The organism is Reyranella massiliensis 521 (genome assembly GCF_000312425.1).
In the GTDB taxonomy this organism is placed as follows: domain Bacteria; phylum Pseudomonadota; class Alphaproteobacteria; order Reyranellales; family Reyranellaceae; genus Reyranella; species Reyranella massiliensis.
The window spans coordinates 122,583-144,272 of the sequence record NZ_HE997181.1 but is presented as its reverse complement, the minus strand read 5'-3'; the positions used below and the strand labels follow the sequence as shown (position 1 = coordinate 144,272).

Annotated in this window: 28 protein-coding genes; 14 read left to right on the top strand and 14 right to left on the bottom strand. The window is 64.5% G+C overall.

Features of this window, described 5'->3' with window-relative positions; genetic code table 11:
• Positions 1-224: 224 nt before the first annotated feature.
• Both mscL and BN60_RS00815 read right to left on the bottom strand, forming a co-directional pair.
• On the bottom strand, positions 225-647 hold the full coding sequence (gene mscL / locus BN60_RS00820; RefSeq protein ID WP_020694068.1) for a large conductance mechanosensitive channel protein MscL: 423 nt from the start codon (positions 645-647) through the stop codon (positions 225-227).
• A 19-nt stretch (positions 648-666) separates the two neighbouring features.
• Entirely contained in the window at positions 667-1,605 is a 939-nt protein-coding gene (locus tag BN60_RS00815) for an AEC family transporter (RefSeq protein WP_020694067.1), read from the bottom strand.
• A 123-nt stretch (positions 1,606-1,728) separates the two neighbouring features.
• On the opposite strand from BN60_RS00815, the gene BN60_RS00810 reads away from it, so the two are divergent.
• The 4 genes from BN60_RS00810 (at position 1,729) to BN60_RS00795 (ending at position 4,411) form a co-directional block, all read left to right on the top strand.
• Positions 1,729-2,085 carry a hypothetical protein gene (locus BN60_RS00810; protein ID WP_020694066.1) on the top strand — a complete coding sequence of 119 codons (357 nt, stop codon included), beginning with the start codon at positions 1,729-1,731 and terminating at the stop codon, positions 2,083-2,085.
• A gap of 90 nt (positions 2,086-2,175) precedes the next feature.
• On the top strand, positions 2,176-3,039 hold the full coding sequence (locus tag BN60_RS00805) for a sulfurtransferase (RefSeq protein ID WP_020694065.1): 864 nt from the start codon (positions 2,176-2,178) through the stop codon (positions 3,037-3,039).
• A 12-nt stretch (positions 3,040-3,051) separates the two neighbouring features.
• Complete coding sequence (locus BN60_RS00800; RefSeq protein ID WP_020694064.1) at positions 3,052-3,345, top strand: DUF1330 domain-containing protein; 294 nt, start codon at positions 3,052-3,054, stop codon at positions 3,343-3,345.
• Positions 3,338-4,411, top strand: a complete 1,074-nt coding sequence (locus BN60_RS00795; RefSeq protein WP_020694063.1) for a hypothetical protein — start codon at positions 3,338-3,340, stop codon at positions 4,409-4,411. Before BN60_RS00800 ends, BN60_RS00795 begins: the two co-directional genes overlap by 8 nt.
• On the opposite strand, the gene BN60_RS00790 is transcribed toward BN60_RS00795, so the two are convergent.
• From BN60_RS00790 to groES, 3 genes are all read right to left on the bottom strand, one after another.
• A complete protein-coding gene (locus BN60_RS00790) occupies positions 4,348-4,770 on the bottom strand; it encodes an NUDIX hydrolase (RefSeq protein WP_020694062.1) in 423 nt (140 codons plus the stop codon). The genes BN60_RS00795 and BN60_RS00790 overlap by 64 nt on opposite strands.
• 88 nt (positions 4,771-4,858) lie before the next feature.
• Positions 4,859-6,499 (bottom strand): chaperonin GroEL, encoded by a 1,641-nt coding sequence (groL, locus tag BN60_RS00785; protein ID WP_020694061.1) that lies wholly within the window; start codon positions 6,497-6,499, stop codon positions 4,859-4,861.
• A 46-nt stretch (positions 6,500-6,545) separates the two neighbouring features.
• Entirely contained in the window at positions 6,546-6,863 is a 318-nt protein-coding gene (gene groES / locus BN60_RS00780; RefSeq protein ID WP_020694060.1) for a co-chaperone GroES, read from the bottom strand.
• A 270-nt stretch (positions 6,864-7,133) separates the two neighbouring features.
• On the opposite strand from groES, the gene BN60_RS00775 reads away from it, so the two are divergent.
• Entirely contained in the window at positions 7,134-7,400 is a 267-nt protein-coding gene (locus tag BN60_RS00775) for an usg protein (protein WP_020694059.1), read from the top strand.
• Here the strand turns inward: BN60_RS00775 and BN60_RS00770 are convergent.
• The 3 genes from BN60_RS00770 to BN60_RS00760 all read right to left on the bottom strand — a co-directional run bounded on the left by BN60_RS00770 (position 7,383) and on the right by BN60_RS00760 (position 9,934).
• Positions 7,383-8,357: an NAD(P)H-dependent flavin oxidoreductase gene (locus BN60_RS00770; protein WP_020694058.1), complete on the bottom strand. Its 975-nt coding sequence runs from the start codon at positions 8,355-8,357 to the stop codon at positions 7,383-7,385. The two genes, BN60_RS00775 and BN60_RS00770, sit on opposite strands and share 18 nt — an antisense overlap.
• A 14-nt stretch (positions 8,358-8,371) precedes the next feature.
• Entirely contained in the window at positions 8,372-9,208 is an 837-nt protein-coding gene (locus tag BN60_RS00765; RefSeq protein ID WP_020694057.1) for a DMT family transporter, read from the bottom strand.
• Between the two features lie 99 nt (positions 9,209-9,307).
• Positions 9,308-9,934, bottom strand: coding sequence for a glutathione S-transferase family protein (locus tag BN60_RS00760; RefSeq protein WP_020694056.1), 627 nt, complete (start codon positions 9,932-9,934; stop codon positions 9,308-9,310).
• Between the two features lie 77 nt (positions 9,935-10,011).
• Between BN60_RS00760 and BN60_RS00755 the strand changes: the two genes are divergently transcribed.
• On the top strand, positions 10,012-10,797 hold the full coding sequence (locus BN60_RS00755; RefSeq protein ID WP_020694055.1) for an HpcH/HpaI aldolase family protein: 786 nt from the start codon (positions 10,012-10,014) through the stop codon (positions 10,795-10,797).
• Here BN60_RS00755 and BN60_RS00750 read toward each other — a convergent pair whose 3' ends face one another.
• Together BN60_RS00750 and BN60_RS00745 are read right to left on the bottom strand one after the other, a co-directional pair.
• Positions 10,798-11,040, bottom strand: coding sequence for a hypothetical protein (locus tag BN60_RS00750; RefSeq protein ID WP_020694054.1), 243 nt, complete (start codon positions 11,038-11,040; stop codon positions 10,798-10,800).
• A gap of 92 nt (positions 11,041-11,132) precedes the next feature.
• The gene (locus BN60_RS00745) at positions 11,133-12,320 is read right to left on the bottom strand and encodes a cytochrome P450 (RefSeq protein WP_202949763.1); all 1,188 of its coding nucleotides are present in this window, start codon (positions 12,318-12,320) and stop codon (positions 11,133-11,135) included.
• Positions 12,321-12,532: 212 nt separating this feature from the next.
• Here BN60_RS00745 and BN60_RS00740 point away from each other — a divergent pair, with 212 nt between their 5' ends.
• The 4 genes from BN60_RS00740 (at position 12,533) to BN60_RS00725 (ending at position 16,194) form a co-directional block, all read left to right on the top strand.
• On the top strand, positions 12,533-14,458 hold the full coding sequence (locus tag BN60_RS00740; RefSeq protein WP_043283515.1) for a potassium transporter Kup: 1,926 nt from the start codon (positions 12,533-12,535) through the stop codon (positions 14,456-14,458).
• 30 nt (positions 14,459-14,488) lie between these two features.
• Complete coding sequence (locus tag BN60_RS00735; protein ID WP_020694051.1) at positions 14,489-15,187, top strand: alpha/beta fold hydrolase; 699 nt, start codon at positions 14,489-14,491, stop codon at positions 15,185-15,187.
• A complete protein-coding gene (locus BN60_RS00730; protein WP_020694050.1) occupies positions 15,184-15,585 on the top strand; it encodes a GNAT family N-acetyltransferase in 402 nt (133 codons plus the stop codon). The genes BN60_RS00735 and BN60_RS00730 overlap by 4 nt, the downstream gene beginning before the upstream one ends.
• Before the next feature lie 111 nt (positions 15,586-15,696).
• Complete coding sequence (locus tag BN60_RS00725; protein WP_020694049.1) at positions 15,697-16,194, top strand: hypothetical protein; 498 nt, start codon at positions 15,697-15,699, stop codon at positions 16,192-16,194.
• A 38-nt stretch (positions 16,195-16,232) separates the two neighbouring features.
• Here the strand turns inward: BN60_RS00725 and BN60_RS28445 are convergent, their stop codons facing one another.
• The gene (locus BN60_RS28445; protein ID WP_020694048.1) at positions 16,233-17,183 is read right to left on the bottom strand and encodes a sigma-70 family RNA polymerase sigma factor; all 951 of its coding nucleotides are present in this window, start codon (positions 17,181-17,183) and stop codon (positions 16,233-16,235) included.
• 149 nt (positions 17,184-17,332) lie between these two features.
• Between BN60_RS28445 and BN60_RS00715 the strand changes: the two genes are divergently transcribed.
• Both BN60_RS00715 and BN60_RS00710 read left to right on the top strand, forming a co-directional pair.
• On the top strand, positions 17,333-17,920 hold the full coding sequence (locus BN60_RS00715; protein ID WP_020694047.1) for a ferritin-like domain-containing protein: 588 nt from the start codon (positions 17,333-17,335) through the stop codon (positions 17,918-17,920).
• Positions 17,921-17,945: 25 nt separating this feature from the next.
• Positions 17,946-18,344 (top strand): c-type cytochrome, encoded by a 399-nt coding sequence (locus BN60_RS00710; protein ID WP_020694046.1) that lies wholly within the window; start codon positions 17,946-17,948, stop codon positions 18,342-18,344.
• Here the strand turns inward: BN60_RS00710 and BN60_RS00705 are convergent.
• Together BN60_RS00705 and BN60_RS00700 are read right to left on the bottom strand one after the other, a co-directional pair.
• Positions 18,333-19,025: a 5-formyltetrahydrofolate cyclo-ligase gene (locus tag BN60_RS00705; protein WP_020694045.1), complete on the bottom strand. Its 693-nt coding sequence runs from the start codon at positions 19,023-19,025 to the stop codon at positions 18,333-18,335. The genes BN60_RS00710 and BN60_RS00705 overlap by 12 nt on opposite strands.
• Entirely contained in the window at positions 19,022-19,462 is a 441-nt protein-coding gene (locus tag BN60_RS00700; protein ID WP_020694044.1) for a DUF6306 domain-containing protein, read from the bottom strand. The genes BN60_RS00705 and BN60_RS00700 overlap by 4 nt, the downstream gene beginning before the upstream one ends.
• Positions 19,463-19,570: 108 nt before the next feature.
• Here BN60_RS00700 and BN60_RS00695 point away from each other — a divergent pair, with 108 nt between their 5' ends.
• A complete protein-coding gene (locus tag BN60_RS00695; RefSeq protein WP_020694043.1) occupies positions 19,571-20,437 on the top strand; it encodes a LysR family transcriptional regulator in 867 nt (288 codons plus the stop codon).
• 14 nt (positions 20,438-20,451) lie between these two features.
• On the opposite strand, the gene BN60_RS00690 is transcribed toward BN60_RS00695, so the two are convergent.
• A complete protein-coding gene (locus BN60_RS00690; protein WP_020694042.1) occupies positions 20,452-20,919 on the bottom strand; it encodes a hypothetical protein in 468 nt (155 codons plus the stop codon).
• A 145-nt stretch (positions 20,920-21,064) separates the two neighbouring features.
• On the opposite strand from BN60_RS00690, the gene BN60_RS00685 reads away from it, so the two are divergent.
• Positions 21,065-21,634 (top strand): NADPH-dependent FMN reductase, encoded by a 570-nt coding sequence (locus tag BN60_RS00685; RefSeq protein ID WP_020694041.1) that lies wholly within the window; start codon positions 21,065-21,067, stop codon positions 21,632-21,634.
• The last annotated feature ends 56 nt before the right edge of the window (positions 21,635-21,690 follow it).

Sequence of the window (21,690 nt, the reverse complement as noted above, 5' to 3'; positions counted from 1 at the left end):
CTCCGAATTAGCCGATTCTTCACCCACATCCCCAACTCAACACGATAATGCCAAAAAACTTACCGCATTAAAAATGCTATTATACGAAATTCAGTGAATATTCGCCCAGGAATTCCGCTTGGCAGTTTTTTCACTTTTATGGCGATTTCAGATACGCCAAGCAGGCAAAAAGAAACGCCCGCGGAGGAGCGGGCGTTTCGAAATCCGTCCGGTGGACGAGAAGGCTAAGTGCGCGCCTTCAGCAGGTCGCGGATCTCCGTCAGAAGCTCCTGCTCCTTGCTGGGGGGCGGGGGCGGAGGCGGTGTCGCCTCTTCCCGCTTTGCCACTCGGTTGATGCCCTTGATCACCAGGAACAATACCCAGGCGATGATGAGGAAATTCACGGTCACGGTCAGGAAGGTGCCGTAGCCCAAAGTCGCGCCGGCCTTCTTGGCGGCATCGTAGGTCGTGGCCTGGCTGGCCGCCGGCGTCAGGCCGATAAAGTAGTTGGTGAAGTCGAGCCCGCCCGCGATCCGGCCAATGATCGGCATGATGATGTCGCCGACTAACGAGTCGATGATCTTGGAGAAGGCAGCGCCGATGATCACGCCGATGGCGAGATCGACGACGTTGCCCCGCATCGCGAATTTCTTGAATTCCTGGAGCATCTCACCCTCCTTGTTGTGGTCAGGATACGCGCAGCCAGACCAGCAAAGCAGAAACCGTGATCACCGAGAAGGCCGTAGAAAGCAGAACGGCTGCAGTGTTCTGCTCGACGGACACGTCGAACTGCTTGGCAAGCACGAAGGCATTGGCCGCCGTCGGCAAGGCCGCCATCAGAAGAGCGACCTGTCCCGGAATCGAGCGAATATCGATGAAGGCCGGCAGGATCAGCGCCGCCAGGAGAGGCTGCAACAGCAGCTTGATCAGGGTGGCGAGGCCCGCTTCGGCCAGCCCGCTCTTGATCGACTTGTCGGAGAGGAACAGCCCGATGGCGAACAGCGCACAGGGCGCCGCGGCAGCCCCCAGCAGGTCGATCCATTTTTCGACCGGCACCGGCACCGGGACGCCGATCCACGAAGCCGCGATCCCGAAGCCGATGGAAAGCGGCAGCGGATTGCGCACCACGTTGAAGGCGGCGCGGAAGAAGGTACGGATCGGCCCGTGCCCGGCGGCGACCTCAAGCTCGATCAGCATCACACCGAACACCATCGAGACCACCGCGGTCACGATGACGGTCAACATCGCCGGCGGCAGTCCGGACTCGCCGAACGCCGCAAGGCAGAGCGGAACGCCCATGTAGCCGACATTGCCCCACGACGAGGCGATACCCTGCAGGCTCATTGCCGCCAGGCCGCCCCGGGAAACCAGGCGCGTGGTGATCATGCCGACCGCGAAGGTGGTGACCACCGCCAAGCTGAAACCGCCGAGAAGGGCCGGGTCGAGAACCGCCTGGACAGGCGTGCGGGCCAGCGTCCCGAAGAACAGCACCGGCAAGGCGAAGTAGCTTACGAAGGCGTTGAGCGCCGCCGTGGCCTCACCGCCCAGGATGCGCCAGCGACCCGCGAGGTAGCCCGCGAGGATCACCCCGAAGATCGGGAAAGCGACGTTGAGGATGGCCTGCACGGCGTAGATTTCACTTGCTGTAAACCATTAAGAATTTGACATAAATGGCACAAATCACATAGATTTTTCACCATATTAGGGTCGCACCGTCCCCTCATCGCAAGCGGCCCGGGAGAAATCGAAATGCGTCTGTTGATCGCTGGCATGGCCGCCTTGGCCGCGGTCGCGTTTGCCGCTCCGTCCTTTGCCCAGGACGAAACCATGCCGTCGCCGACCCCCTCGCCCACGGCCAAACCGAAGGCAGGCTCTGTAGCCTCCTGCAACAAGATCAAGAATTCGAGCCAGCGCAATGCCTGCCTGAAGAAGGTCAACATGGCCAAGGCGCAGCCAACGAAGAAGACCAAGAAGCCGACGGCGACGCAGACGCCCAAGCAGCCCGATCTCGGCCAGGCCCCGGCCCCCTCCGCCGCGCCGATGCCGTCGGCCCAGCCGTCGAACGGTCCGGTCGCCGTGCCGCCGCTGCCCTCGAAAACGATCTAATTCCGCACCCCGCACTCCCCGCCATTGGGGAGATGGCCGACAGTCGGCAAGGGCCTTAGTCTCCGCTCTCCTCACTCACGGGAGAGCAACATGGCCCATTCGGCCAACCTGATCTCGACGGACGATCTCGCGCGCCAGCTTGGCGCGCCCGCGGTGCGAGTCTTCGACTGCACCACCTATCTCAAGCCCGGACCCGACGGACGCTACGTCGCCGAGAGCGGCCGCGCCAACTACGACAAGGGCCATATCCCGGGCGCCGCCTTTCTCGACCTCCAGGCCGATCTCTCCGACAAGAACTCGAAGCTGCGCTTCACCCTGCCGCCGCTCGAAGAGCTGACCAAGGCCTTCGCAGCCAAGGGCGTGGGCCACGGGACCTTCGTGGTGCTCTACAGCCACGGGTCGCCGATCTGGGCCAGCCGCATCTGGTGGATGCTGCGCGCCGTTGGCTTCGACGATGTGGCGATCCTCGATGGCGGCCTCGACAAGTGGAAGGCGGAGAACCGCCCGCTCTCGACCGAGGCCACGAGCCATCCGGCGGCGACACTTACCTTGCGAGGCCGGCCCGAAATCTTCGTCGACAAGGACAAGATCAAGGGCGCGATCGGAGCGCCTGATACGCTGACCCTGAATGCGCTCAGCCTTGACCAGCACAGGGGCACCGGCGGCGTGGTCTATGGCCGCGCCGGCCGCATCGCGGGCTCCTCCTGCGTGCCGGCGGCGAGCCTGTTCGGGCCCGACAAGGCGCTGAAGCCGATTGCCGACCTGCGTGCCGCCTTCGAGGGCGTTGGCGCCGCGCCCGACAAACGCGTGCTGGTCTATTGCGGCGGCGGCATAGCGGCCACGCTCGACGCCTTCGTGCTGACGGCGCTGCTCGGCCATAAGAACGTCTCGGTGTACGACAATTCCATGCAGGAATGGGCCAACGATCCCGGCCTGCCGATGCAAACGGGCTGAGGAGGAAATCACATGGCCGCCTATATCATCGTCGAGGTCGAGACGACCGACGAGGCCTTGATGGCCGAATACCGCAAACATACGCCGGGGGCCGTCGCCAAGTTTGGCGGCAAGTTCATCGTGCGCGGCGGAACGTGCAGAACCCTGGAAGGTGGCTGGGCCCCCTCCCGAATCGTGGTGCTGGAATTTCCGACCTTCGCCCAGGCCGAGCAGTTCTATGACTCCGAGCACTACAAGCCCATCCTCGCCATGCGACTCAAAGCCGGCAAGTCCAAGGCCATCCTGGTTGACGGTTACAATGGCTGACGCGAAAGTCGACACGGCCGCCTACAAGGCGGTCGGCACGCTCTACAATGCATTGATGACCGCGCTGATCCTGGGCCTCGTCACCCGACGGGGCGAGGATACGGCGCGCGAGTATGTGTTCCGTCACTTCCGCCGCCAGCACCTGGAGAAGTTCCTGCCGGGCCTGCAGAAGCTCGGCCTCGCCGACGAGAAGGACGCTCCGGCCTGCGCCCTCTATCACTATCACTCCAATGCGCTGGGTGGCGTGAAGACCGGCTACCTGCGCGAGAGCGACACCAAGGCCTGGGTGCGCTATCCGCCGCCGCGCTGGATCTGGAAAGGCACGGCGATCGCGGCGGTGCCGCATTCGGTGTCGGCGGCGATGCTGCACGGCTGGCACGGCCACAACGGCGAGTCGCTCGGCAATCCACGTCTGGGTTTCGTCTGCACCGGCATGACGGTCGACGGTCTGCCGGGCCTCGAAGGCTACTATTTCGACTACGGCCATCCGATCAAGGAGGAGGAGCGCATCCGCTTCGCCTACGGCAAGGAAGAGATGCCGCGGGTCGACTGGGCGAACCAGCCCAAACTGGAAACGGCGAACTGGCCGGAGGAGCGCAAGCAGCGCACCTTCCGCTCCTATGCGCTGGAGTATCTGCGCACCATGCTGCCGACCCTGCAGGAGCTGCTGGGCCCCGAAGACACGAAGAAGGAACTGGGCCGCGTCGCCCGCCTCGTCGGTCTTCAGTTCCACGAGGAGACGGCGCGCGACATGGACCTGCCGACCGATGTCGAGCGCGGCGACCTCGCCAGCGCCCGCGACTTCGGCCGCTGGCTGTCGGCCGTGCTGGCCGCCGGCGGCGAGGATGTCGCAGTCGAGGAGAAGGACGGCGGCGTGATCGTGCGGCAGGCCGGCTGGCGCGCGGTGCGCGACCTCACCCTTGTCGATCCCGTTGCGGCATTCGATGCCTGGAACGAGCTCTGGCTCGGCGCTGCCGCCGCGCAGGATCGCTTCCTGGGCGTTCAAACCTCGCGTGTGCTCAGCGACAAGGGTTGGCAGATCGCCTGGCGTATCGCGCCGAGGTAACCGCTTGGCAGCCTGTAGCCTCCGAACGTCTCGGCGAGATCGGCGACAGGCACCCAGCGAATCTCCTGATGCTCGTGGCTCACCACCACGGGCATCGCGCTCTCCAGGGTGCAGGCATAGGCGACGATGCGCACGAAGCGCTGCGGCAGCACTTCGAACAGATGCTCGTCGAGCCGGGCGCCGACCGTGACATCGAGCCCAGTCTCCTCGCGCACCTCCCGCATCAAGGTCGCGCCGTGATCCTCGCCGGGATCGGGCCGCCCTCCGGGCAGATCCCATTCGCCGCGCTCGTTGGCCAGCAGGAGCACGCGCCCCCGGTGGAGCACGACGCCCTTGATGGAAAGAGGGTGGGACGACATCGCCCGATCATACCACGCTGCCCTCCGATCAAAGAAAAAGGCCGGGGATTGCTCCCCGGCCTTCTCCAACTCTTGTCGTCGACTGGACTTAGAAGTCCATGTCGCCGCCCATGCCACCGGCACCCGGCGGCATCATCGGGGCCTTCTTCTCAGGCTTCTCGGCGACCATGGCTTCGGTCGTCACGAGGAGACCCGCAACCGAAGCGGCGTCCTGCAGAGCGGTGCGCACGACCTTGACCGGATCGATGATGCCGGACTTGATCATGTCGGTGTAGTCGCCCTTCTGGGCGTCGAAACCGAAGTTCGCGTCCTTCTGGTCGAGCATCTTGCCCGCGACCACCGCGCCGTCGAAGCCGGCGTTCTCGGCGATCTGACGGACCGGCGCCTGCAGCGCACGACGCACGATCTCGACACCGACCTTCTGGTCGTCGTTGCCGGCGCGGATCTTGTCCAGCGCACGGATCGCGTAGAGGAGAGCCGAGCCGCCGCCGGCGACAATGCCCTCTTCGACCGCCGCCTTGGTGGCGTGCATGGCGTCGTCAACGCGGTCCTTCTTCTCCTTGACCTCGACTTCGGTGGCGCCGCCGACCTTGATGATCGCAACACCGCCGGCGAGCTTGGCCAGGCGCTCCTGGAGCTTCTCGCGGTCGTAGTCCGAGGTGGTCTCCTCGATCTGCGCGCGGATCTGGGCGATGCGGGCCTGGAGGTCCGCCTTCTTGCCCGAGCCGTCGACGATCGTGGTGTTTTCCTTCTCGACGATGACCTTCTTGGCCTTGCCGAGCATGTCGAGCGTGACGTTCTCGAGCTTGATGCCGAGGTCCTCGGAGATCAGCTGACCGCCGGTCAGGATCGCCATGTCCTCGAGCATCGCCTTGCGGCGATCACCGAAGCCCGGCGCCTTGACGGCAGCGATCTTGAGGCCGCCGCGCAGCTTGTTCACGACCAGGGTCGCCAGGGCTTCGCCCTCGACGTCCTCGGCGATGATCAGCAGCGGCTTGCCCGACTGCACGACCGCTTCGAGAACCGGCAGCATCGCCTGCAGGCCCGAGAGCTTCTTCTCGAACAGCAGGATGTACGGCGAGTCGAGCTCGGCGATCATCTTGTCGGCGTTGGTGATGAAGTACGGCGAGAGATAGCCGCGGTCGAACTGCATGCCCTCGACGACGTCGAGTTCGGTGTCGAGGCTCTTCGCCTCTTCGACCGTGATCACGCCCTCGTTGCCGACCTTCTTCATCGCCTCGGCGATCATCTTGCCGATCGACTTGTCGCCGTTCGCCGAGATGGTGCCGACCTGGGCGACTTCGTCGGAGCCCGTGATCTTCTTGGCGCGGCTCTTGATGTCCTCGACCGCCGCGTCGACCGCCAGGTCGATGCCGCGCTTGAGGTCCATCGGGTTCATGCCGGCCGCGACCGACTTCACGCCTTCGCGCACGATCGCCTGGGCGAGCACGGTCGCCGTCGTCGTGCCGTCGCCGGCGATGTCGTTGGTCTTCGAGGCCACTTCGCGCACCATCTGGGCGCCCATGTTCTCGAACTTGTCGGCGAGCTCGATCTCCTTGGCGACGGTGACGCCGTCCTTGGTGATGCGCGGTGCGCCGAACGACTTGTCGAGGACGACGTTACGGCCCTTCGGACCCAGCGTCACCTTGACGGCGTTGGCGAGGATGTCGACGCCACGCAGCATGCGCTCACGGGCATCGGCGCTAAAGCGGACTTCTTTGGCTGCCATTACTCAGTTCCTCTCGATGTCTGGATGAATGGATCGTTGGGAGCGATCAGGCGGCCTTCTTGCCGGCCGCTGCGGAACCTTCGACGATTCCCATGATGTCGCTTTCCTTCATGATCAGGTACTCGACGCCGTCGAGCTTGATCTCGGTGCCGGACCACTTGCCGAACAGGATGCGGTCGCCGGCCTTCACATCGAGAGCGACGAGAGCGCCTTTCTCATCCCGGGCGCCAGGACCGACGGCGACGACTTCGCCTTCCATCGGCTTTTCCTTGGCAGTGTCCGGAATGATGATGCCGCCCTTGGTCTTCTCTTCCTCCGCGACGCGCTTGACCACGACGCGGTCGTGAAGCGGACGGAACTTCATGCTTCTTCCTCCAATGATCCTGGTTGAGCCTGCGCAGCCGGACGGCCGCGACGGGAAGGACTGCTGTCAGCACTCTCGAGTGAAGAGTGCCAACGCGCACCGGATTTAGGGTTGCGCCCTGCCCGAGTCAAGGCAGCGAAACGAAGTCACTTCGCAACAGCAGCAATCACCTGGAACTGCTGCTAAACCATTGTTATGGAACGAATTTTGCTGACTTTTTGTTAAGACTGCATGACTATTTCCCGACGCGCCCCCGTCAAGGAGTGCCGCATGGACCGTAGTTTTTTTGCGCAACTCAACAACTATCGCATCACAACGGCCGAAATCCTCTACTGGATGCCCGATCACGAGCACGTCCTGCAGAGCTTCGTCTGGCAGAACCTCGATCTGGCCCCCCGCTTTCCCGCTCTGACCAAGTTCCTCGACTTCTGGGAACACAATCTCGACGGCAGGCTGCACCGCGTCCGTGTCGCCAACGCCGCCCTGATCAAGCCGGCCGAGTTCCGTTTTTCGAGCGGGCTATACGCGCTGCATTGAGCGAACGGCTGCGTCGTATTCCATGGCGGTCCGCTCGATGAGATCCGCCACCGAGGGCACATCGCTGACGCCGGAGACGGAGTGTCCGGCGCTCCAGATGTCTTTCCAGCGCTTCGGGTCGGGCTTATCGCGGGCCGAGGCGTTGATGTCCTTGGAGATGTCGATGGCACCCCGCGCCGGCAGATTGTCGGGATCGAGACCCGCCGCCGCGATGGAGGGCCGCAGCATGTTGGTCTCCAGGCCGGTGAAGGCACGCGTCAGCAGCACATCGTCGAGCCGGCTGTCGACCAGCATCTGCTTGTAGGCGTCCTTGGCAAGGCTCTCGCGCGTGGCGATGAACTTGGTGCCCATGTAGGCGAGATCGCAGCCCAGCGCCGCGGCCGCCGCGATGGCGTGGCCGTCAGCCATGCCGCCCGCCATGACCACGATGCCATCCCAGAACCTCCGCACCGCGCGCACGAAGGCAAAGGGATTGACCCAGCCGGTCTGACCGCCCGCCCCTGCCGTCAGCAGCACGAGACCGTCGACACCCGCCGCGACGGCCTTTTCGGCGTGACGCACCGAGGCGACGTCGGCCAGCACCAGGCAGCCGGCATCCTTCAGCGGCTTCATCACCGGCTCTGGGGATCCGACCGAAGTGATCACGATCTCCGCCTTGTGGCGCAGCACGGCCGCGAGATCGTCGGGCACGCGCGGATTGGAGCGATGGACAATGAGGTTGGGACAGAGCGGCGCGGGCGCGCGACCGCTCTCGTCAGCGGCACGCTTCAATTCGTCGTTCATGCCGACAAGCCACTGGTCGAGTTCTTCGACGGTGCGACAGTTGGCGGTCGGGAATGAACCGATCACACCGGAACGGCAGGCTGCCGTCACGAGCGCGGGACCGGACACCAGGAACATGGGCGCCGCGATCAGCGGCAGGCGGAGACGTTTTTCGAGATTTGCAGGCAAGGACATGAGGACAGCTTACCTCAGGGCGCAAAGGCGAGAAGCGCGATCCCGCCAACGACGAAACCGGAAGCGACGATCCGGCGAACGCCAAACCCTTCCTTGAGCACAAGCGCTCCCAACACGGCGCCGAAGATCACACTGGTTTCGCGCAAGGCGACGACCGGGCCGAGCGGCAGGCTCTGCGCGGCGACCAGGAAGGCAAGGAATCCGATCACCGAGGCGGCGCCGGCCAGCAGGCCGATCGCCCCGTGGCGTCGCGCGTAAGCAAGAAGACCGCTGCGTCGTGTCGCGAGGGCGTAGGCCACCATGCCGAGGCCAGTGACGATTTCCAGACAGGCCTGGAACCCGAGCACGGTCCCCGCTGCCCGAACGCCGACGCCGCTGGTGAAACTGTAGGCCGCCACCGAAACGCCGGTCGCCAGCGCAAAGCCCACCGCCTCGCCGCCGGCCCCTGCTCCAAACGACAAGGCCATGATGCCGAGCGAGATCAGACCGACGGCTGCAAGCTTTGCAGTGCTCAGGCTTTCGCCAATCGCCAACGCCGCCACGATGGCCGTCAGCACCGGCGCCACGCCGCGCGCCAGCGGGTAGACGACGCTCATGTCGCCTACGCCATACGAACGGATCAGCAGTGCATAGTAGCCGAACTGTATGAGAGCCGTGAGACCGAGCCATTTCCAGCTCTCTGGCGCTGGCCAGTCGACGAGCGGCAAGGCGCAGAGGCCGAGGGTCAGCCCGGCGACCCGGATCGCCACCATGGTGAGCGTGCGGTCGCCGGCCGATTTGACGAGCGCATTCCAGACCGAATGCGCAATGGCCGACAGAATGACGAGACCGTAGAGCAACGCCGCGGACATGACGTCCGATTTGGCGGCGCGCCCTACAGGCGGTCAACGACGCGAATGCCGTTGAGCCGCCACGCAAACAGGCTCCGAAGCGGGAGCCGCGAGGAGAAATCAGGCCGCGGCGGCCAGACCTTCCTGTTCCAGCACGCGCTTGACGGCAGGACGCGCCTTCATGCGCTCGTAGTGGGCGGCGACGTTCTTCGGCAGCGGCATCTTCATGCGGCCATGCGCCCAGAACGAGACATAGAACAGCGCCGTGTCGGCCACCGAGAATTTGCCGGCGAGGTATTCCTTGCCTTCCAGCGCCTTGTCCATGAGCGCCAGGCCCTTCTCCATGATCTCCTTGCCGCGCGCCTTGACCTTGTCGTGGTCGGCTTCGGTCGGTGCGTAGTTAGCCGGGCGGAACATGCGCGAGAAGCCCTGCATGTGCATGGTCGAGACGGCGTAGTCCATCGCCTCCAGCGCACGCGCTTCGGCATCGGCATCGCTCGGCAGCAGGCCGGCCTCGGGGTTCTTGCGGGCGAGCCACACCGCGATCGCGGGATACTCGGTCAGCACCGACCTGTCGTCGCGCACCAGCGTCGGCACCTTCGACTTCGGGTTGAGTTTCACGAAGTCCGGCCCGTATTGCTCCTGGTTGGCGCCGTCGACCTTGTGCAGATCGTAGGGCTTGCCGATTTCCTCGAGGAGCACATGGATGCCGAGGGAACAGGCGCCGGGCATGTAATAGAGCTTCATCGCTTTCTCCCTTGAGAAGCAGGTGTTTGATAGAGACGGTCCACGCTAGCATCGCGGCCGCATAGGGGGAAATGACAATGGCGAATGACACTCTGCGCGGCCTCGTCGGCACGAACTCGACCAAGATCGGCACATTCCTTTTCGAGTTCGCGACGCCCGGGATCGGCCAGATACTGAAAGCTGCCGGCGCGGACTTCGCGGTCCTCGACATGGAACATACCGGTTTCGGATTCGATACCGTCCGCCAAGTCGTGCGTTACATGCAGGCTGCAAACCTGCCGCTGGTCGTACGCGTCCCTTCGCAATCGCGTCATCACATCTCGCGCGCGCTCGACACCGGCGCGGACGGCGTGATGGTGCCGATCGTGTCTTCGGTCGAGCAGGCCAAGGCGGTGATCGATGCCGCCAAGTACTGGCCCGACGGCACGCGCGGCGTGGCGTTGGGCCTCGCGCACGAACGCTTTGCGATGCGCAGCGAGCCGCTGCTGCCGCGCTTTGCCGAACAGAATGCCCGCACCGCCATCATCCTGCAGGTCGAGGATCCGCGCGGTGCAGCGGCTGCCGACGAGATCGCCGCGATGCCCGGTGTCGACATGCTGTGGCTCGGCCACAACGACCTCTCTGTGGCGATGGGCGAACCCGGCGCCTTCGATCATCCCGACTTCCTCAAGGCCGAGCGGGCGACGATTGCAGCAGCGAAGAAGCACGGCAAATCGGCAGGGCGACTGGCCGTCGATGCCAAGCAGGCCGCGCAGTTCGTCAAGCTCGGCTACGACTTCGTCTCGATCGCGGGCGATGTCTGGCTGTTGCAGCAGGCCTTCGCCGCCGGTCTGCAGACAGTCAAGCAGCAGACCAGACCCTGATCAGAACGCCGGAATGTTCGGGCCGACGAGAGCAACTGCCCGGGCGAGCCGCTCCTCGGCCGCCTGGTTGTATATCGGGGTGCCGCAGCGCGGGCATTCACCCTCTGGCAGAATGACGATGTCGGTTCTGTCCTGGTGTGACAGCCAGGTCGCGAGATTGCTGAAAGGTGCCACCTGATCGACGCGCCCCTGCCAGGCACAGGTTCGACACAAACAACGCGGCGCGGTCCGGATAAACGACATGCCTCAGCCTGCACTGCCTGCATGCCGTTGCAACTTGCTAAATTGCACATGTGACCGTCGATGCGGCATCGCCCGCTAGAGGGACGCCAGGCTCAACCCGCAATCCTTACCGGCAGCGCGCGAATGCCGCGGATGAAATTGGAGTAGAGACGTACCGGCGGCCCGACGACCTCGATCTTCAGGTCGCGCTTCAGAATTTCCTCCCACAAGATGCGCAGCTGCATCTCGGCCAGCCGGTCGCCGACGCAACGATGAATGCCGGCCCCGAACGCAAGGTGCTGGCGCGCCTTGGGGCGCCCGACGAGAAAGCGCTCCGGCTGATCGATTGTCGTCTCGTCGCGATTGCCCGAGACGTACCACATCACGACCTTGTCGCCCTGACGGATCGTCTTTCCTGCCAGTTCGGTGTCCTTGCGCGCAGTCCGCCGCATGTGAATGACGGGCGACTGCCAGCGGATCGTTTCCGACACCAGGCTCGGCAGCAAGCTCGCGTCGCTGCGGACCTTGTCGACTTCCTCCGGATTGTCGAGCATGACCATCAGGCCGCCTGTCATGGAATTGCGCGTCGTGTCGTTGCCGCCGACGATCAGCAGGCCGAACGTCCCGATAAACTCCGGCAGCGGCATGTTCTGCGTCGCCTCGCCATGGGCCATCATCGAGATCAGGTCGAACTTGGGCGGCTGGGCGGCACGCTCCTTCCATAGCGCGGCCATGATCTCGGCCATCTGCATCAGTTCCGCCGTCCGCTCGGCTTCGCTGCGCACGACGGCGTCCTCGGCCTCGATATTGGCGATGGCGACGTCGGACCAATGAGTGAGCTTGCGCCGGTCCTCCTGGGGGAAGTCGAACAGCGTCGCCAGCATCATGGCTGTAAGCTCGGTCGACACCAGATCGACCCAGTCGAAGGTCTCGTTGCGCGGCAGGCCGTCGAGGACGCGCACGGTGCGCTCGCGGATCAACCCCTCCATATTGGCGAGGTTGGACGGCGCCACGATCGGCGCCACCGTCTTGCGCTGCGCCGTGTGGCGCGGCGGATCCATGCGAATGAAGCTCGGCCGCTCCGACCCCTTGGGCTGATCGGCGATCTGGATTCCCCCAAGCTCCTGAGCCGACGAATAGGTCCCGTGATCGAGTTCGACCTTCATGATGTCGGTGTAGCGGGTGATCGACCAATAGGGGCCGAACGGGCTTTCGGGATGGAAATGCACAGGGTCCTCGCGGCGCAGGCGCGCAAAGGGGGAGCCCCAGCTGTCGTCGCGATAGAGTCGCGGCTGGCTCACGTCGACAAATTCGTCCAATACAGGTGCGTTCATAGGGCCCCGGCTGCAATTCGATAGGCGTGGCTCGATCGACGATCCTGCACGGCGCCCGCAAGCCCCGCGCAAGTCAAGCGCTTTCGTCGCAACAACCCCACATCTGGTGCGTTGACAGGCCGAAGGCAGGAGAGCACACCCTCGCCCCGCCGCCGCCGCAATCGGCGGCGTTTCAGCTCATGGCCCCAGCCGACACCAATCAGACATCCGTTGCCCACCCCGCCCCCCATGGATCGCCTGCACACCATCCCGCAGGCGCTGCCTTGGTCGTCGGGGCGCTGGGCGTCGTCTTCGGCGACATCGGCACCAGCCCACTCTATGCGCTGCGGGAAACCTTTCTGCATGGGACGGGCCTGGCACCGACGCCCGACCACGTGCTGGGCGTGCTCTCCATGCTGTTCTGGGCGGTGACCCTCACCGTCACCATCAAGTACGTCGTGTTGATCATGCGTGCCGACAACAAGGGCGAAGGCGGCGTGCTGGCCCTGGCGACACTGGCGACGCGCGGTCTTGACGGCAAGGCACGCCGGATCCGGCATGCCGTCATTCTCTTCGCCGTTGTCGGCCTCGCCCTCTTCTATGGCGACGCCATCATCACGCCGGCAATGACCGTGATGAGTGCGGTCGAGGGCCTGTCGGCGATCACACCGGCCTTCACGCCGCTGGTCGTGCCGCTGTCTCTGGTCATTCTGGTGGCGTTGTTCATGCTGCAGTCCCGCGGCACGGCAAATGTCGGGCGGCTGTTCGGGCCCGTGATGCTTCTGTGGTTCGTGGTGCTGGGCGTGCTGGGCGCCTGGCAGGTGGTGAAGTATCCCGCCGTGCTGATCGCCATCAATCCGATCTACGCCTACCATCTCGTGACCGATCAGGGATTCGGCATCTTCTGGGCTTTCGGCTCCATCGTTCTGGCCGTCACCGGCGCCGAGGCGCTCTATGCCGACATGGGCCACTTCGGCCGCAGGCCCATCCGCATCGCCTGGCTGGGGCTCGCCATGCCGGGGCTGGTGCTGAACTATTTCGGTCAAGGGGCACTGATCATTGCCAACCCCTCCACCGTCCATCACGTCTTCTTCGAGCTCGTTCCCCAGGACTACATCATCGGCTTGGTGATCCTCTCGACCATGGCCGCGGTGATTGCCTCGCAGGCCGTCATCACCGGCGTGTTCTCGCTCACCCGCCAGGCGATCCAGCTCGGCTATCTGCCGCGCATGGAGATCCAGCACACGTCTGAGACGGCGATCGGCCAGATCTACATTCCGCGGGTCAACTGGCTGCTGATGGCAGGTATCGTGGCGCTGGTCGTGGGTTTCGGCTCGTCGGGAGCGCTTTCCGGCGCGTACGGCCTCGCCGTCACGGGCGCCATGCTGGTCGATGCCGCACTCGCTACGGTCGTGGCGATCCTGGTGTGGCGCTGGTCGTGGCCGCTCGCTGTCCTGGTGTTCGGTTTCCTCGGCATTCCCGACGTTGCCTTCTTCATCGCCAACGCACTGAAGATTCCCGACGGCGGCTGGCTGCCGCTGGTCGTGGCGGGGCTGATCTACTTCACCATCACCACCTGGCGCCGCGGCCGCCGCCTGGTCGCTGCCGAAATGAGCGAAGGCGCCCTGCCTCTGAAGGAATTCCTCGAGCGTATGGAGCGTGCGCCGGACCGTGTAGCCGGCACTGCCGTCTTCCTGACCGCCGACGCTACGCACACGCCAGCGGCTTTCCTGCACAATCTCAAGCACAACAAGATCCTGCACGAACGCATCATCATCCTGCAGGTCGATACGATGGATGTGCCGCTCGTGTCCGACGCCAACCGCGTCAAAGTCGAGCGCCTCGGCAAGGGGTTCCACACAGTGATCGCCCATTATGGCTTCACCGAGCAGCCCGACATCCCGGAGGCATTGCGCGCCTGCCGTCCGCACGGCATCGCCTACGACGAGATGGAAACCTCGTTCTTCCTGGGTCGCGAAACCCTGGTGCCGTCGCAGCATTCCAAACTGGGCAGGTGGCGCCGCGACTGGTTCATTTCGCTCTCCCACTCGGCCTCAGCTTCCAAGACTTTCTTCCGCATCCCGCCCAATCGCGCTATCGAACTCGGCAACCAGATTCAAATCTAGGGTCACAAGCCCGTATCAGGGGGAGCCGACATGCCGAGTACACCGCTCGTCCTGCTGCCGGGACTGCTCAACACGCGGCGTGTCTACGAGCACCAGATCGAGGCGCTGCAGGACATCGCCGACATCACCATCCCCGAGCTATGGCAGGACGATACGATCGGCGCGATGGCCGATGCCGTGCTGGCAGCCGCGCCGCCCAGGTTTGCCCTGGGCGGTTTCTCGATGGGCGGCTACGTGGCCTTCGAAATCTTCCGCCGCGCGCCAGCCCGGATCGAGCGGATCGCACTCATCGATACCCAGGCCGCCCCCGACTCGGCCGAAACGAGAACGCGGCGTCAGGCCTTCATCGAGCAGACGAGACTCGGCCGCTTCCACGGTGTGCATCCGACCCTGCTGCCGCAGATCATCCATCCCTCCCGACTGAAGGACGCTGCCGTCACCCAGCCCATCCTCGACATGGCGAAGGAAATTGGCGGCGACGGTTTTGTGCGCCAGCAGCAGGCCATCCTGGGTCGCGCCGACAGCCGGCCACTGCTGGTCGAAATCGAGGTGCCGGCGGTGGTGATCGTCGGCCGCCAGGACATGGCGACGCCGCTGCCGCGCGCGCAGGAAATGGCCGCCGACATCGCCAACGCCCAGCTTGTGATTCTCGAGGAATGCGGGCACGTCTCGCCTCTGGAACGGCCGGCCGAAGTATCGGCGGCTTTGAGGAGATGGTTGACGCAATGAACACGATCTACGCCCGCGAGGATTATCTCGGCGCCGACGAATACATCGATGTCGTGAACAAGTCGGGCCTCAACCGGCCAGTCGGCGATCGCGGCCGCATCGAACGCATGCTGGCGCACGCCAACCTGATCCTCACGGCGCGCCAGGACGGCCGGCTCGTCGGCTTCGCCCGCTCCCTCACCGATTTCTGCTTCTGCTGCTACCTCTCCGATCTCGCCGTCGACAAGGCATGCCAGGGCCAGGGGATCGGCCGGCGGCTGATCGAAGAGACGCGCACGGCGGCAGGCGGTCCCAACACGACGACGTTGCTGCTCTCCGCACCAGGGGCGATGACCTACTACGAAGGCATCAAGATGCCGAAAGCCGACAACTGCTTCCTCTATCGCCGCGAGCGGTGACCGAAAACGCATGACTGGAGGGCGCCGGCCATGCTCTGGCGTTCGACATGTTTTCCGGGCAGGGTCTTTCTCGTAAGATCCGACAGCAATTGCTCAGAAGTAGGAGCTTCCATGCGTACCCGTCTCGTCAGCCTCTTCTCACTCGTTGCGGCCATCGGCCTGACTGCCGGCGCCGCACAGGCCGCCGACAAGTTCGAGTGCCCGGCCCCGGGTGGACAAGATGCACCGAAGCTCTCGGCCGATCTGGTCAAGAACCTGCCGACCGGCGGAGCGCTCGACAAACTGGACGCGCTTCAGAACGCTGTCGACCTGCTTCAGACCGGCGGCGTTCGGGCTTCGAGCACCGTGAACTACCTCATGGCCAGCTACTGTCCCTGGCTCGCCGGCAACAGCCAGCTGTCGGCCGCCGACAAGACGAAGCAGATGCGCCGCTTCGCCAACCGGGTAACGGGCCTCGTCTATTCCAGCCAGAGCGCCGAAGAGATCATCTTCAGCGTGCCGCTCAATCCGAAGGAGGCGGCCGACCTGGAAGCCCGGGCCCGCGAAGCAAAGATGACGCCAGGCGACTGGATCGCCAAGTCGCTCCGGTCGACGCTGAAGACTCCGTGACCCTGGCGGCGAGCAATAGCTCGCCAGCAGTGTCGGGATCACGCCAGAAAGACCACCACGCCAAGCCCGGCTGTCACTAACAGCACGACCGCGACCTGCCAGGATCGTAGCCGGAAGAATGCCGGCCGGCTGCGCCCGATCTCTTGCTGGATTCGCTTCCAGACTTCGCGCGAAGCGAAGGGTTGCTCGGGCAGAAACTCCGTGAGCATTGCCAGTTGCGCCTCCCAGCGATCGGCAGCGTGGCAGAACCGGGCGTCGCGTTCGCGCCGCCGTTCAAAGCCACGCCGCGCCGTACCCTGCAGACTGCCGATGGCATAGTCCGCCGCCACGAGCGCTCGCCGATCCGCGAGATCTTCCTTGAGAAGGCATTTGCTCATCTGCGCCAGGCCGCGCCTGACCCAGCTCTTGGCCGTCCCGAGCTGGACGCCCAGCCGCTCCGCGAGTTCCAGGTGCGTCAGCCCTTCGAAGTAGACCAGCGCGACGGAACGACGATGATTTGCCGGTAGGTTACCCAGGCACGCGTTCACGCGGCGCGCCTCGTCGCTGCGGATGGTCAGCATGAGGGGATCGGGTGCATCGGACACCATTGTCTCGACATCGATCTCGGCATGACCGACATCGCGACGGCCCGTGCGCAAGCGCGCCGACAGCGCACGGTTGCGCACGATCCGTACCAGCCAGGCATAGGCCGGTCCCTTGGCGGGATCGTACTGATAGGCCGCACGCCAGATGCGCAGGAAGGACTCCTGCAAGACGTCTTCGGCGAGGTCGTCGCGTTGCACGATGCGCCGCGCGACGGCGAACAGGCGCGGGCTCACGAGTTCGTAGAGCCTCGCGAAGGCTCGGTCGTCGCCGACTGCGGTTTCGGCCAAGAGCCGCGCCAGCGGATCGAACGACGACGGCGCCGGATTGCGAGGATCGAGCGCGAGGAGCGAAGGTGGCATCGGTGCCGGCCGCGAAGCGTCGTGAAGCCTGAGAATCTCGACCATATCGAAAGACCTCCTCGGGCCAACTACCCCGCTGCCGCGCCGTTGGATGCAGGTCCCGCCAAATAAAAAACTGCATCCAAGTCCGGGGGTGCCGGGGTTCTGCTGAGTACGAACGACATCCTGCCGTTCGCCGAACCAAGGAGCTCCCCATGTCCTCGATCACCCCACAGGCAAGCATGACGACGCCAGCGCGGCGCAGTTTCCTGTCCGGCTTCGGCAAGTTCACCCTCTCGGCAACCGCCATCGCTCTTCTCGCAGGCCGCGACCGTCTGGCACTGATCGGATCTGCCGAGGCCAAAGCCGCCGGCAACGACGTGACGATCCTTAACGCCGCATTGGCGGCCGAGCAGGAAGCAATCGCGGCCTATCAGGTCGGCGCCTCCAGCGGCCTGCTCCAGAAGCCGGTCCTCGACCTCGCTGTCCAGTTCCAGGGCCACCACAAGGAACATGCCACGGCCCTGGCAACGACCGTGAAGAAGCTCGGCGGCACGCCGGTCGCCGCGAAGGCCAAGTACACCTTCCCCGTCGAGAAGCTGAAGACCCAGGCCGACGTACTGGGCTTCGCCGCCGAACTCGAGCGAGGCGCCGTCAGCGCCTATCTCGGGGCGATTCCCATCCTCGACGATCGCGAACTCGCGAAAGTGGCAGCCTCCATCCTCGGCGACGAGGCCATGCACTGGGCTGTGCTGCGCCAGGCGCTGGGCCAGCCGCCAGTGCCCTCGGCCTTCGTGTCCTGAGCAAAGTCGCGTCGCGAGCATCGACATGAAACTCCCGTTCGCTCTCTTCATCGGCCTCACGCTCGGGGCCTCCCTGTGTCAGGCAGCGGACGGCGATGCCGGGAAAGGCGCGCAGATCTACCAGCGATGCCTGGCGTGCCATTCCCTGGAACACAATCGGAGCGGGCCGCGCCATTGCGGCCTGTTCGGCCGGCCCGCCGCCGCAGTGCCCGACTTCACCTATTCGCAGGCCCTGAAATCGGCCGGACTCACCTGGGATGCGGCTACCCTCGACCGCTTCCTGGAAAATCCTCTCAAAGCCGTCCCCGGCACCAAGATGGCCTATGCCGGCGTCAAGAACGCACAGGAGCGCGCGGACCTGATTGCCTATCTCAGGCAGGCCACGCACGATCCGGTAAAATGTCCGCCGGGCTCATCCCGCTAACGTGCCGCTTTCCGTAACGATCATGTCCATCGCGATGTCGTGAGGCTGCGGGTAGATGGTCGGAATGGCCAGCTTCTCGTAGCCTACGCCGATGATCCGTGGCCGCCGCGGCAAGGCTGCCAGTGTGCGATCGTAGAAGCCGCCGCCGTTGCCGAGGCGATAGCAGGCACGATCAAAGCCGACGACGGGAGAGATGACGATGTCCGGTGTCGCCTCCTGCTGCTCGACGGGCACCGGAATGTTCCATACGCCCGGCTCGAGCGCGTCACCGCGCCGCCAGACGCGAAATGCGAGAGGCATCTGGGGGCCGACGACCACCGGCAACACGCAGACGGCGCCCCGATCTCCCAATCCTTCCATCCAGGACCGCAGATCGGGCTCACCACGGAACGGCCAATAGACGCCGACGATCCGGCCTGAAATGTCCCCCAGCACCTTGTCGAGTTCCTCGACGATCCTTGCCGAATGCCGGCGCCGTTCCTCGGCGGGGATTGCCACGCGCAAGGCGATCAAACGTTCGCGCTCGGCCTTTCGCCATCTCTTCAGGTCGAGCTGCTGGCGGAAATCGGCCTCCGGCAGCACCTGCCCCGAGAGGGGATCGACGAGGTGCATCATGCAAGGCGGCGAGCTGTACGCCTGCGATACGTCCTCGTCGTCACTATTGTCGTTGGCGGAGTTCATCCCAGCGCACTGTTCGTCAGGTTGATGTTGGCGACATGAGAGGAGAGCATGTGGCTCAAGTCGGCAAGGAGCGCATCATCCCTCACCCGGGGCGTGACTTCGCGCAGCTTGCGGACGACCCAGCCCTGGCCGCGATTGAGAAACGCCAGACGCTCCTTCAAGTCCCCGATGGCCATTGCCTTGCCATGGAAGGCTCCCATGCGTGGCGAGGCGGCGCCATCGAGGACCCGGATTTGCCGCAACAGCATCGCGCACCACCGCGCCTCGTCGTCCTGGATGGCCTTCAGCAGTTTGACCGTTTCGGGATCTTTGGCGTCGCGGGCGCTGTCGAGCGCGACACGCGCCCCGGCGCGCTCGGCTTCGAGCAGCTCGTTCAGGAAATCGATCAGTTCGTCCCGGCTGATCGGTCCGGTTGGTGCAAGGGTCTGATCTGTCATCGTTACTCCTACAGCCGCCATGGTAAGAGGTCGGATTACATCTGGAAAACGAAGAAATGTGGCAAATGATATCGAATTAATCGATATTAAGCCAAAGAGAGGCTCTCCTTGGATACCGAGCTGGCCCGCACCTTCCTGGCCGTCGTCACCACCGGCAGCTTTGTGAATGCCGCCGAGCGGCTGCATGTGACGCAATCGACGGTCAGCACGCGGATTCACACGCTGGAGACGGCGCTGGGGTGCCGGCTGTTCGTCCGCAACAAGGGCGGCACAACGCTGACGCCGCCAGGCAAGCACTTCCAGAAGCATGCCTCCACCCTCGTCCGGACAGTTGAGCAGGCGCGCCACGACGTCGGCGTCGCCCGCGGCTTCCGCGCCGCCGTCACGATCGGTGCGCGACTGGGTCTATGGGAGCAATTCCTGATCAAGCAGATGCCATCGCTGCTGGAGAAGGCTACCGACATTTCGGTGCGCGCCGAGATCGGCCTGGAGAGCGACCTGATGGAAGGGCTGGTCGAGGGACGGCTGGATGTCGCCGTCATGTACACGCCCGAAAGCCGGCCCGGCCTCAACGTGGAGTTCCTGTTCGACGACAGGCTTGTCCTGGTCTCCACCAAGGTACAGCGGCGGCCGGTCCTCGACTCCAGCTACGTCTACATCGACTGGGGACCGGAGTTCTTCGCGCGCCACAGCGCGAGCTTTCCGGAATTCTTCGGCGCTGCGCTCACCGCCAACATCGGCTGGCTGGGCCTGCAACATGTGATCGAGAATGGCGGCTCGGGATACTTCCCCATCCGCCTCGTGCGTCCGCATCTACACAGCCGGAAACTGACGATCGTTCCCGGCGGACCGGAATTCTCGATTTCCGCCTATGTCGTCTATCCCACGGATGCCGACATGGGCGTTATCGGCCCGGCGCTCGAACTCATCCGCGACGCGGCGGCAGAAGAGAGAAGGCCCGACGGCCTTCCCTAGGATTCACCAGGAGCTCAGCCGCCGCGCTGCGCCGCGAGGGCCTTCTGCAGTTCATTGTCGAAGCCGCTCAACGTCTGCTGGAACGGACCTGCCATTGTGTTCTGCAGCTGGATCTGCACCTGGATCTGCGACCCGGAGCGCATCTCCCCGAGAAGCTGGGCCGACTTGCCGGTGTTGTACTGGCAGATCCCCTGGCCGCAGATGCTGGTCGAGATGAAGGGGTTGGAGTCGACCTGAATGCTGGCCTGGACGCCCTGGCCATCGCCGACCACCGAAAGCTTCCGGTAGGCTGCCGAATAGCGCACGACGAGGAACTGGCCGAGCAGGCTGTTGCCGTCGATCGTCGCCTGCACGCCGCAATCCCGGCCGCCTTCCTGGGTGCAGTACATCACCCATTTGTTGGGCGGTTGGTCCTGCCCAAAAGCGCCGCTCGCGGCGACCGTCGCCAGAAAACCCAACCCGCCGGCAATGAATCGCTTCATAAGTCTCTCATCTCCCTTGCCTTCGCCGGTCAACACTTATCAGCTCGCCGCAGCCTCGCCCACTGGCTCACTGGCCCGCGTTGCCAAATCGCTCCGCAACCTCTTATGTAGCCACTGGCCGTTTTCCGACGAAGGAGCGACTCGCATGACAGACTCTCTGAAGCTCGTCGCTTTCTGCGGCAGCCTGCGCAAGGCTTCGTTCAATCGCCTCTCGTTGCAGGCCTTCATCGAACGCGTTCCGGCGGGAACCTCGGTGCAGACGATCGAGATCGGCGACTGGCCTCTCTACGATGCCGATATCCAGGCCAAGGGGTTTCCCGACAAGGTGCAAGCAGCCCAAAAGTCCATGCTCGAGGCCGACGGAATCGTGCTGGTGAGCCCAGAGTACAATTACGGCATCTCGGGTGTCTTGAAGAACGCCATCGACTGGCTGTCCCGCATGACGCCGCAACCGTTTGCAACCAAGCCGATCGCCCTGTTCGGCGCATCGATGGGCCTGCTCGGCACGGCGCGCGCGCAGTATCAATTGCGCCAGACCCTGGTGTTCCTCGACGGCCGGCCCCTCAACAAGCCGGAGGTCATGATCGGCCAGGCGCAGAACAGGTTCACCGACGGCAAGCTCACCGACGAAGCCACAGGCAAGATGCTGTCGGACCTCGGCGTTGCGCTGGCGCTCGCCATCCGTCAATCCAAGGCGGCAGCGGCGGTCAAGTAGAGAACACGGCGCTGAGGCGACGGTCTCGGCACGTCGCTAGACGGACCCTTCGGTCC

Excerpts from the sequence above, each read along its gene's own strand:
- mscL (WP_020694068.1), bottom strand. The coding sequence starts at position 647 with ATGCTCCAGGAATTCAAGAAATTCGCGATGCGGGGCAACGTCGTCGAT.
- BN60_RS00810 (WP_020694066.1), top strand. The coding sequence starts at position 1,729 with ATGCGTCTGTTGATCGCTGGCATGGCCGCCTTGGCCGCGGTCGCGTTT.
- BN60_RS00805 (WP_020694065.1), top strand. The coding sequence starts at position 2,176 with ATGGCCCATTCGGCCAACCTGATCTCGACGGACGATCTCGCGCGCCAG.
- BN60_RS00800 (WP_020694064.1), top strand. The coding sequence starts at position 3,052 with ATGGCCGCCTATATCATCGTCGAGGTCGAGACGACCGACGAGGCCTTG.
- BN60_RS00795 (WP_020694063.1), top strand. The coding sequence starts at position 3,338 with ATGGCTGACGCGAAAGTCGACACGGCCGCCTACAAGGCGGTCGGCACG.
- BN60_RS00790 (WP_020694062.1), bottom strand. The coding sequence starts at position 4,770 with ATGTCGTCCCACCCTCTTTCCATCAAGGGCGTCGTGCTCCACCGGGGG.
- groL (WP_020694061.1), bottom strand. The coding sequence starts at position 6,499 with ATGGCAGCCAAAGAAGTCCGCTTTAGCGCCGATGCCCGTGAGCGCATG.
- groES (WP_020694060.1), bottom strand. The coding sequence starts at position 6,863 with ATGAAGTTCCGTCCGCTTCACGACCGCGTCGTGGTCAAGCGCGTCGCG.
- BN60_RS00775 (WP_020694059.1), top strand. The coding sequence starts at position 7,134 with ATGGACCGTAGTTTTTTTGCGCAACTCAACAACTATCGCATCACAACG.
- BN60_RS00770 (WP_020694058.1), bottom strand. The coding sequence starts at position 8,357 with ATGTCCTTGCCTGCAAATCTCGAAAAACGTCTCCGCCTGCCGCTGATC.
- BN60_RS00765 (WP_020694057.1), bottom strand. The coding sequence starts at position 9,208 with ATGTCCGCGGCGTTGCTCTACGGTCTCGTCATTCTGTCGGCCATTGCG.
- BN60_RS00760 (WP_020694056.1), bottom strand. The coding sequence starts at position 9,934 with ATGAAGCTCTATTACATGCCCGGCGCCTGTTCCCTCGGCATCCATGTG.
- BN60_RS00755 (WP_020694055.1), top strand. The coding sequence starts at position 10,012 with ATGGCGAATGACACTCTGCGCGGCCTCGTCGGCACGAACTCGACCAAG.
- BN60_RS00750 (WP_020694054.1), bottom strand. The coding sequence starts at position 11,040 with ATGTCGTTTATCCGGACCGCGCCGCGTTGTTTGTGTCGAACCTGTGCC.
- BN60_RS00740 (WP_043283515.1), top strand. The coding sequence starts at position 12,533 with ATGGCCCCAGCCGACACCAATCAGACATCCGTTGCCCACCCCGCCCCC.
- BN60_RS00735 (WP_020694051.1), top strand. The coding sequence starts at position 14,489 with ATGCCGAGTACACCGCTCGTCCTGCTGCCGGGACTGCTCAACACGCGG.
- BN60_RS00730 (WP_020694050.1), top strand. The coding sequence starts at position 15,184 with ATGAACACGATCTACGCCCGCGAGGATTATCTCGGCGCCGACGAATAC.
- BN60_RS00725 (WP_020694049.1), top strand. The coding sequence starts at position 15,697 with ATGCGTACCCGTCTCGTCAGCCTCTTCTCACTCGTTGCGGCCATCGGC.
- BN60_RS28445 (WP_020694048.1), bottom strand. The coding sequence starts at position 17,183 with ATGGTCGAGATTCTCAGGCTTCACGACGCTTCGCGGCCGGCACCGATG.
- BN60_RS00715 (WP_020694047.1), top strand. The coding sequence starts at position 17,333 with ATGTCCTCGATCACCCCACAGGCAAGCATGACGACGCCAGCGCGGCGC.
- BN60_RS00710 (WP_020694046.1), top strand. The coding sequence starts at position 17,946 with ATGAAACTCCCGTTCGCTCTCTTCATCGGCCTCACGCTCGGGGCCTCC.
- BN60_RS00705 (WP_020694045.1), bottom strand. The coding sequence starts at position 19,025 with ATGAACTCCGCCAACGACAATAGTGACGACGAGGACGTATCGCAGGCG.
- BN60_RS00700 (WP_020694044.1), bottom strand. The coding sequence starts at position 19,462 with ATGACAGATCAGACCCTTGCACCAACCGGACCGATCAGCCGGGACGAA.
- BN60_RS00690 (WP_020694042.1), bottom strand. The coding sequence starts at position 20,919 with ATGAAGCGATTCATTGCCGGCGGGTTGGGTTTTCTGGCGACGGTCGCC.
- BN60_RS00685 (WP_020694041.1), top strand. The coding sequence starts at position 21,065 with ATGACAGACTCTCTGAAGCTCGTCGCTTTCTGCGGCAGCCTGCGCAAG.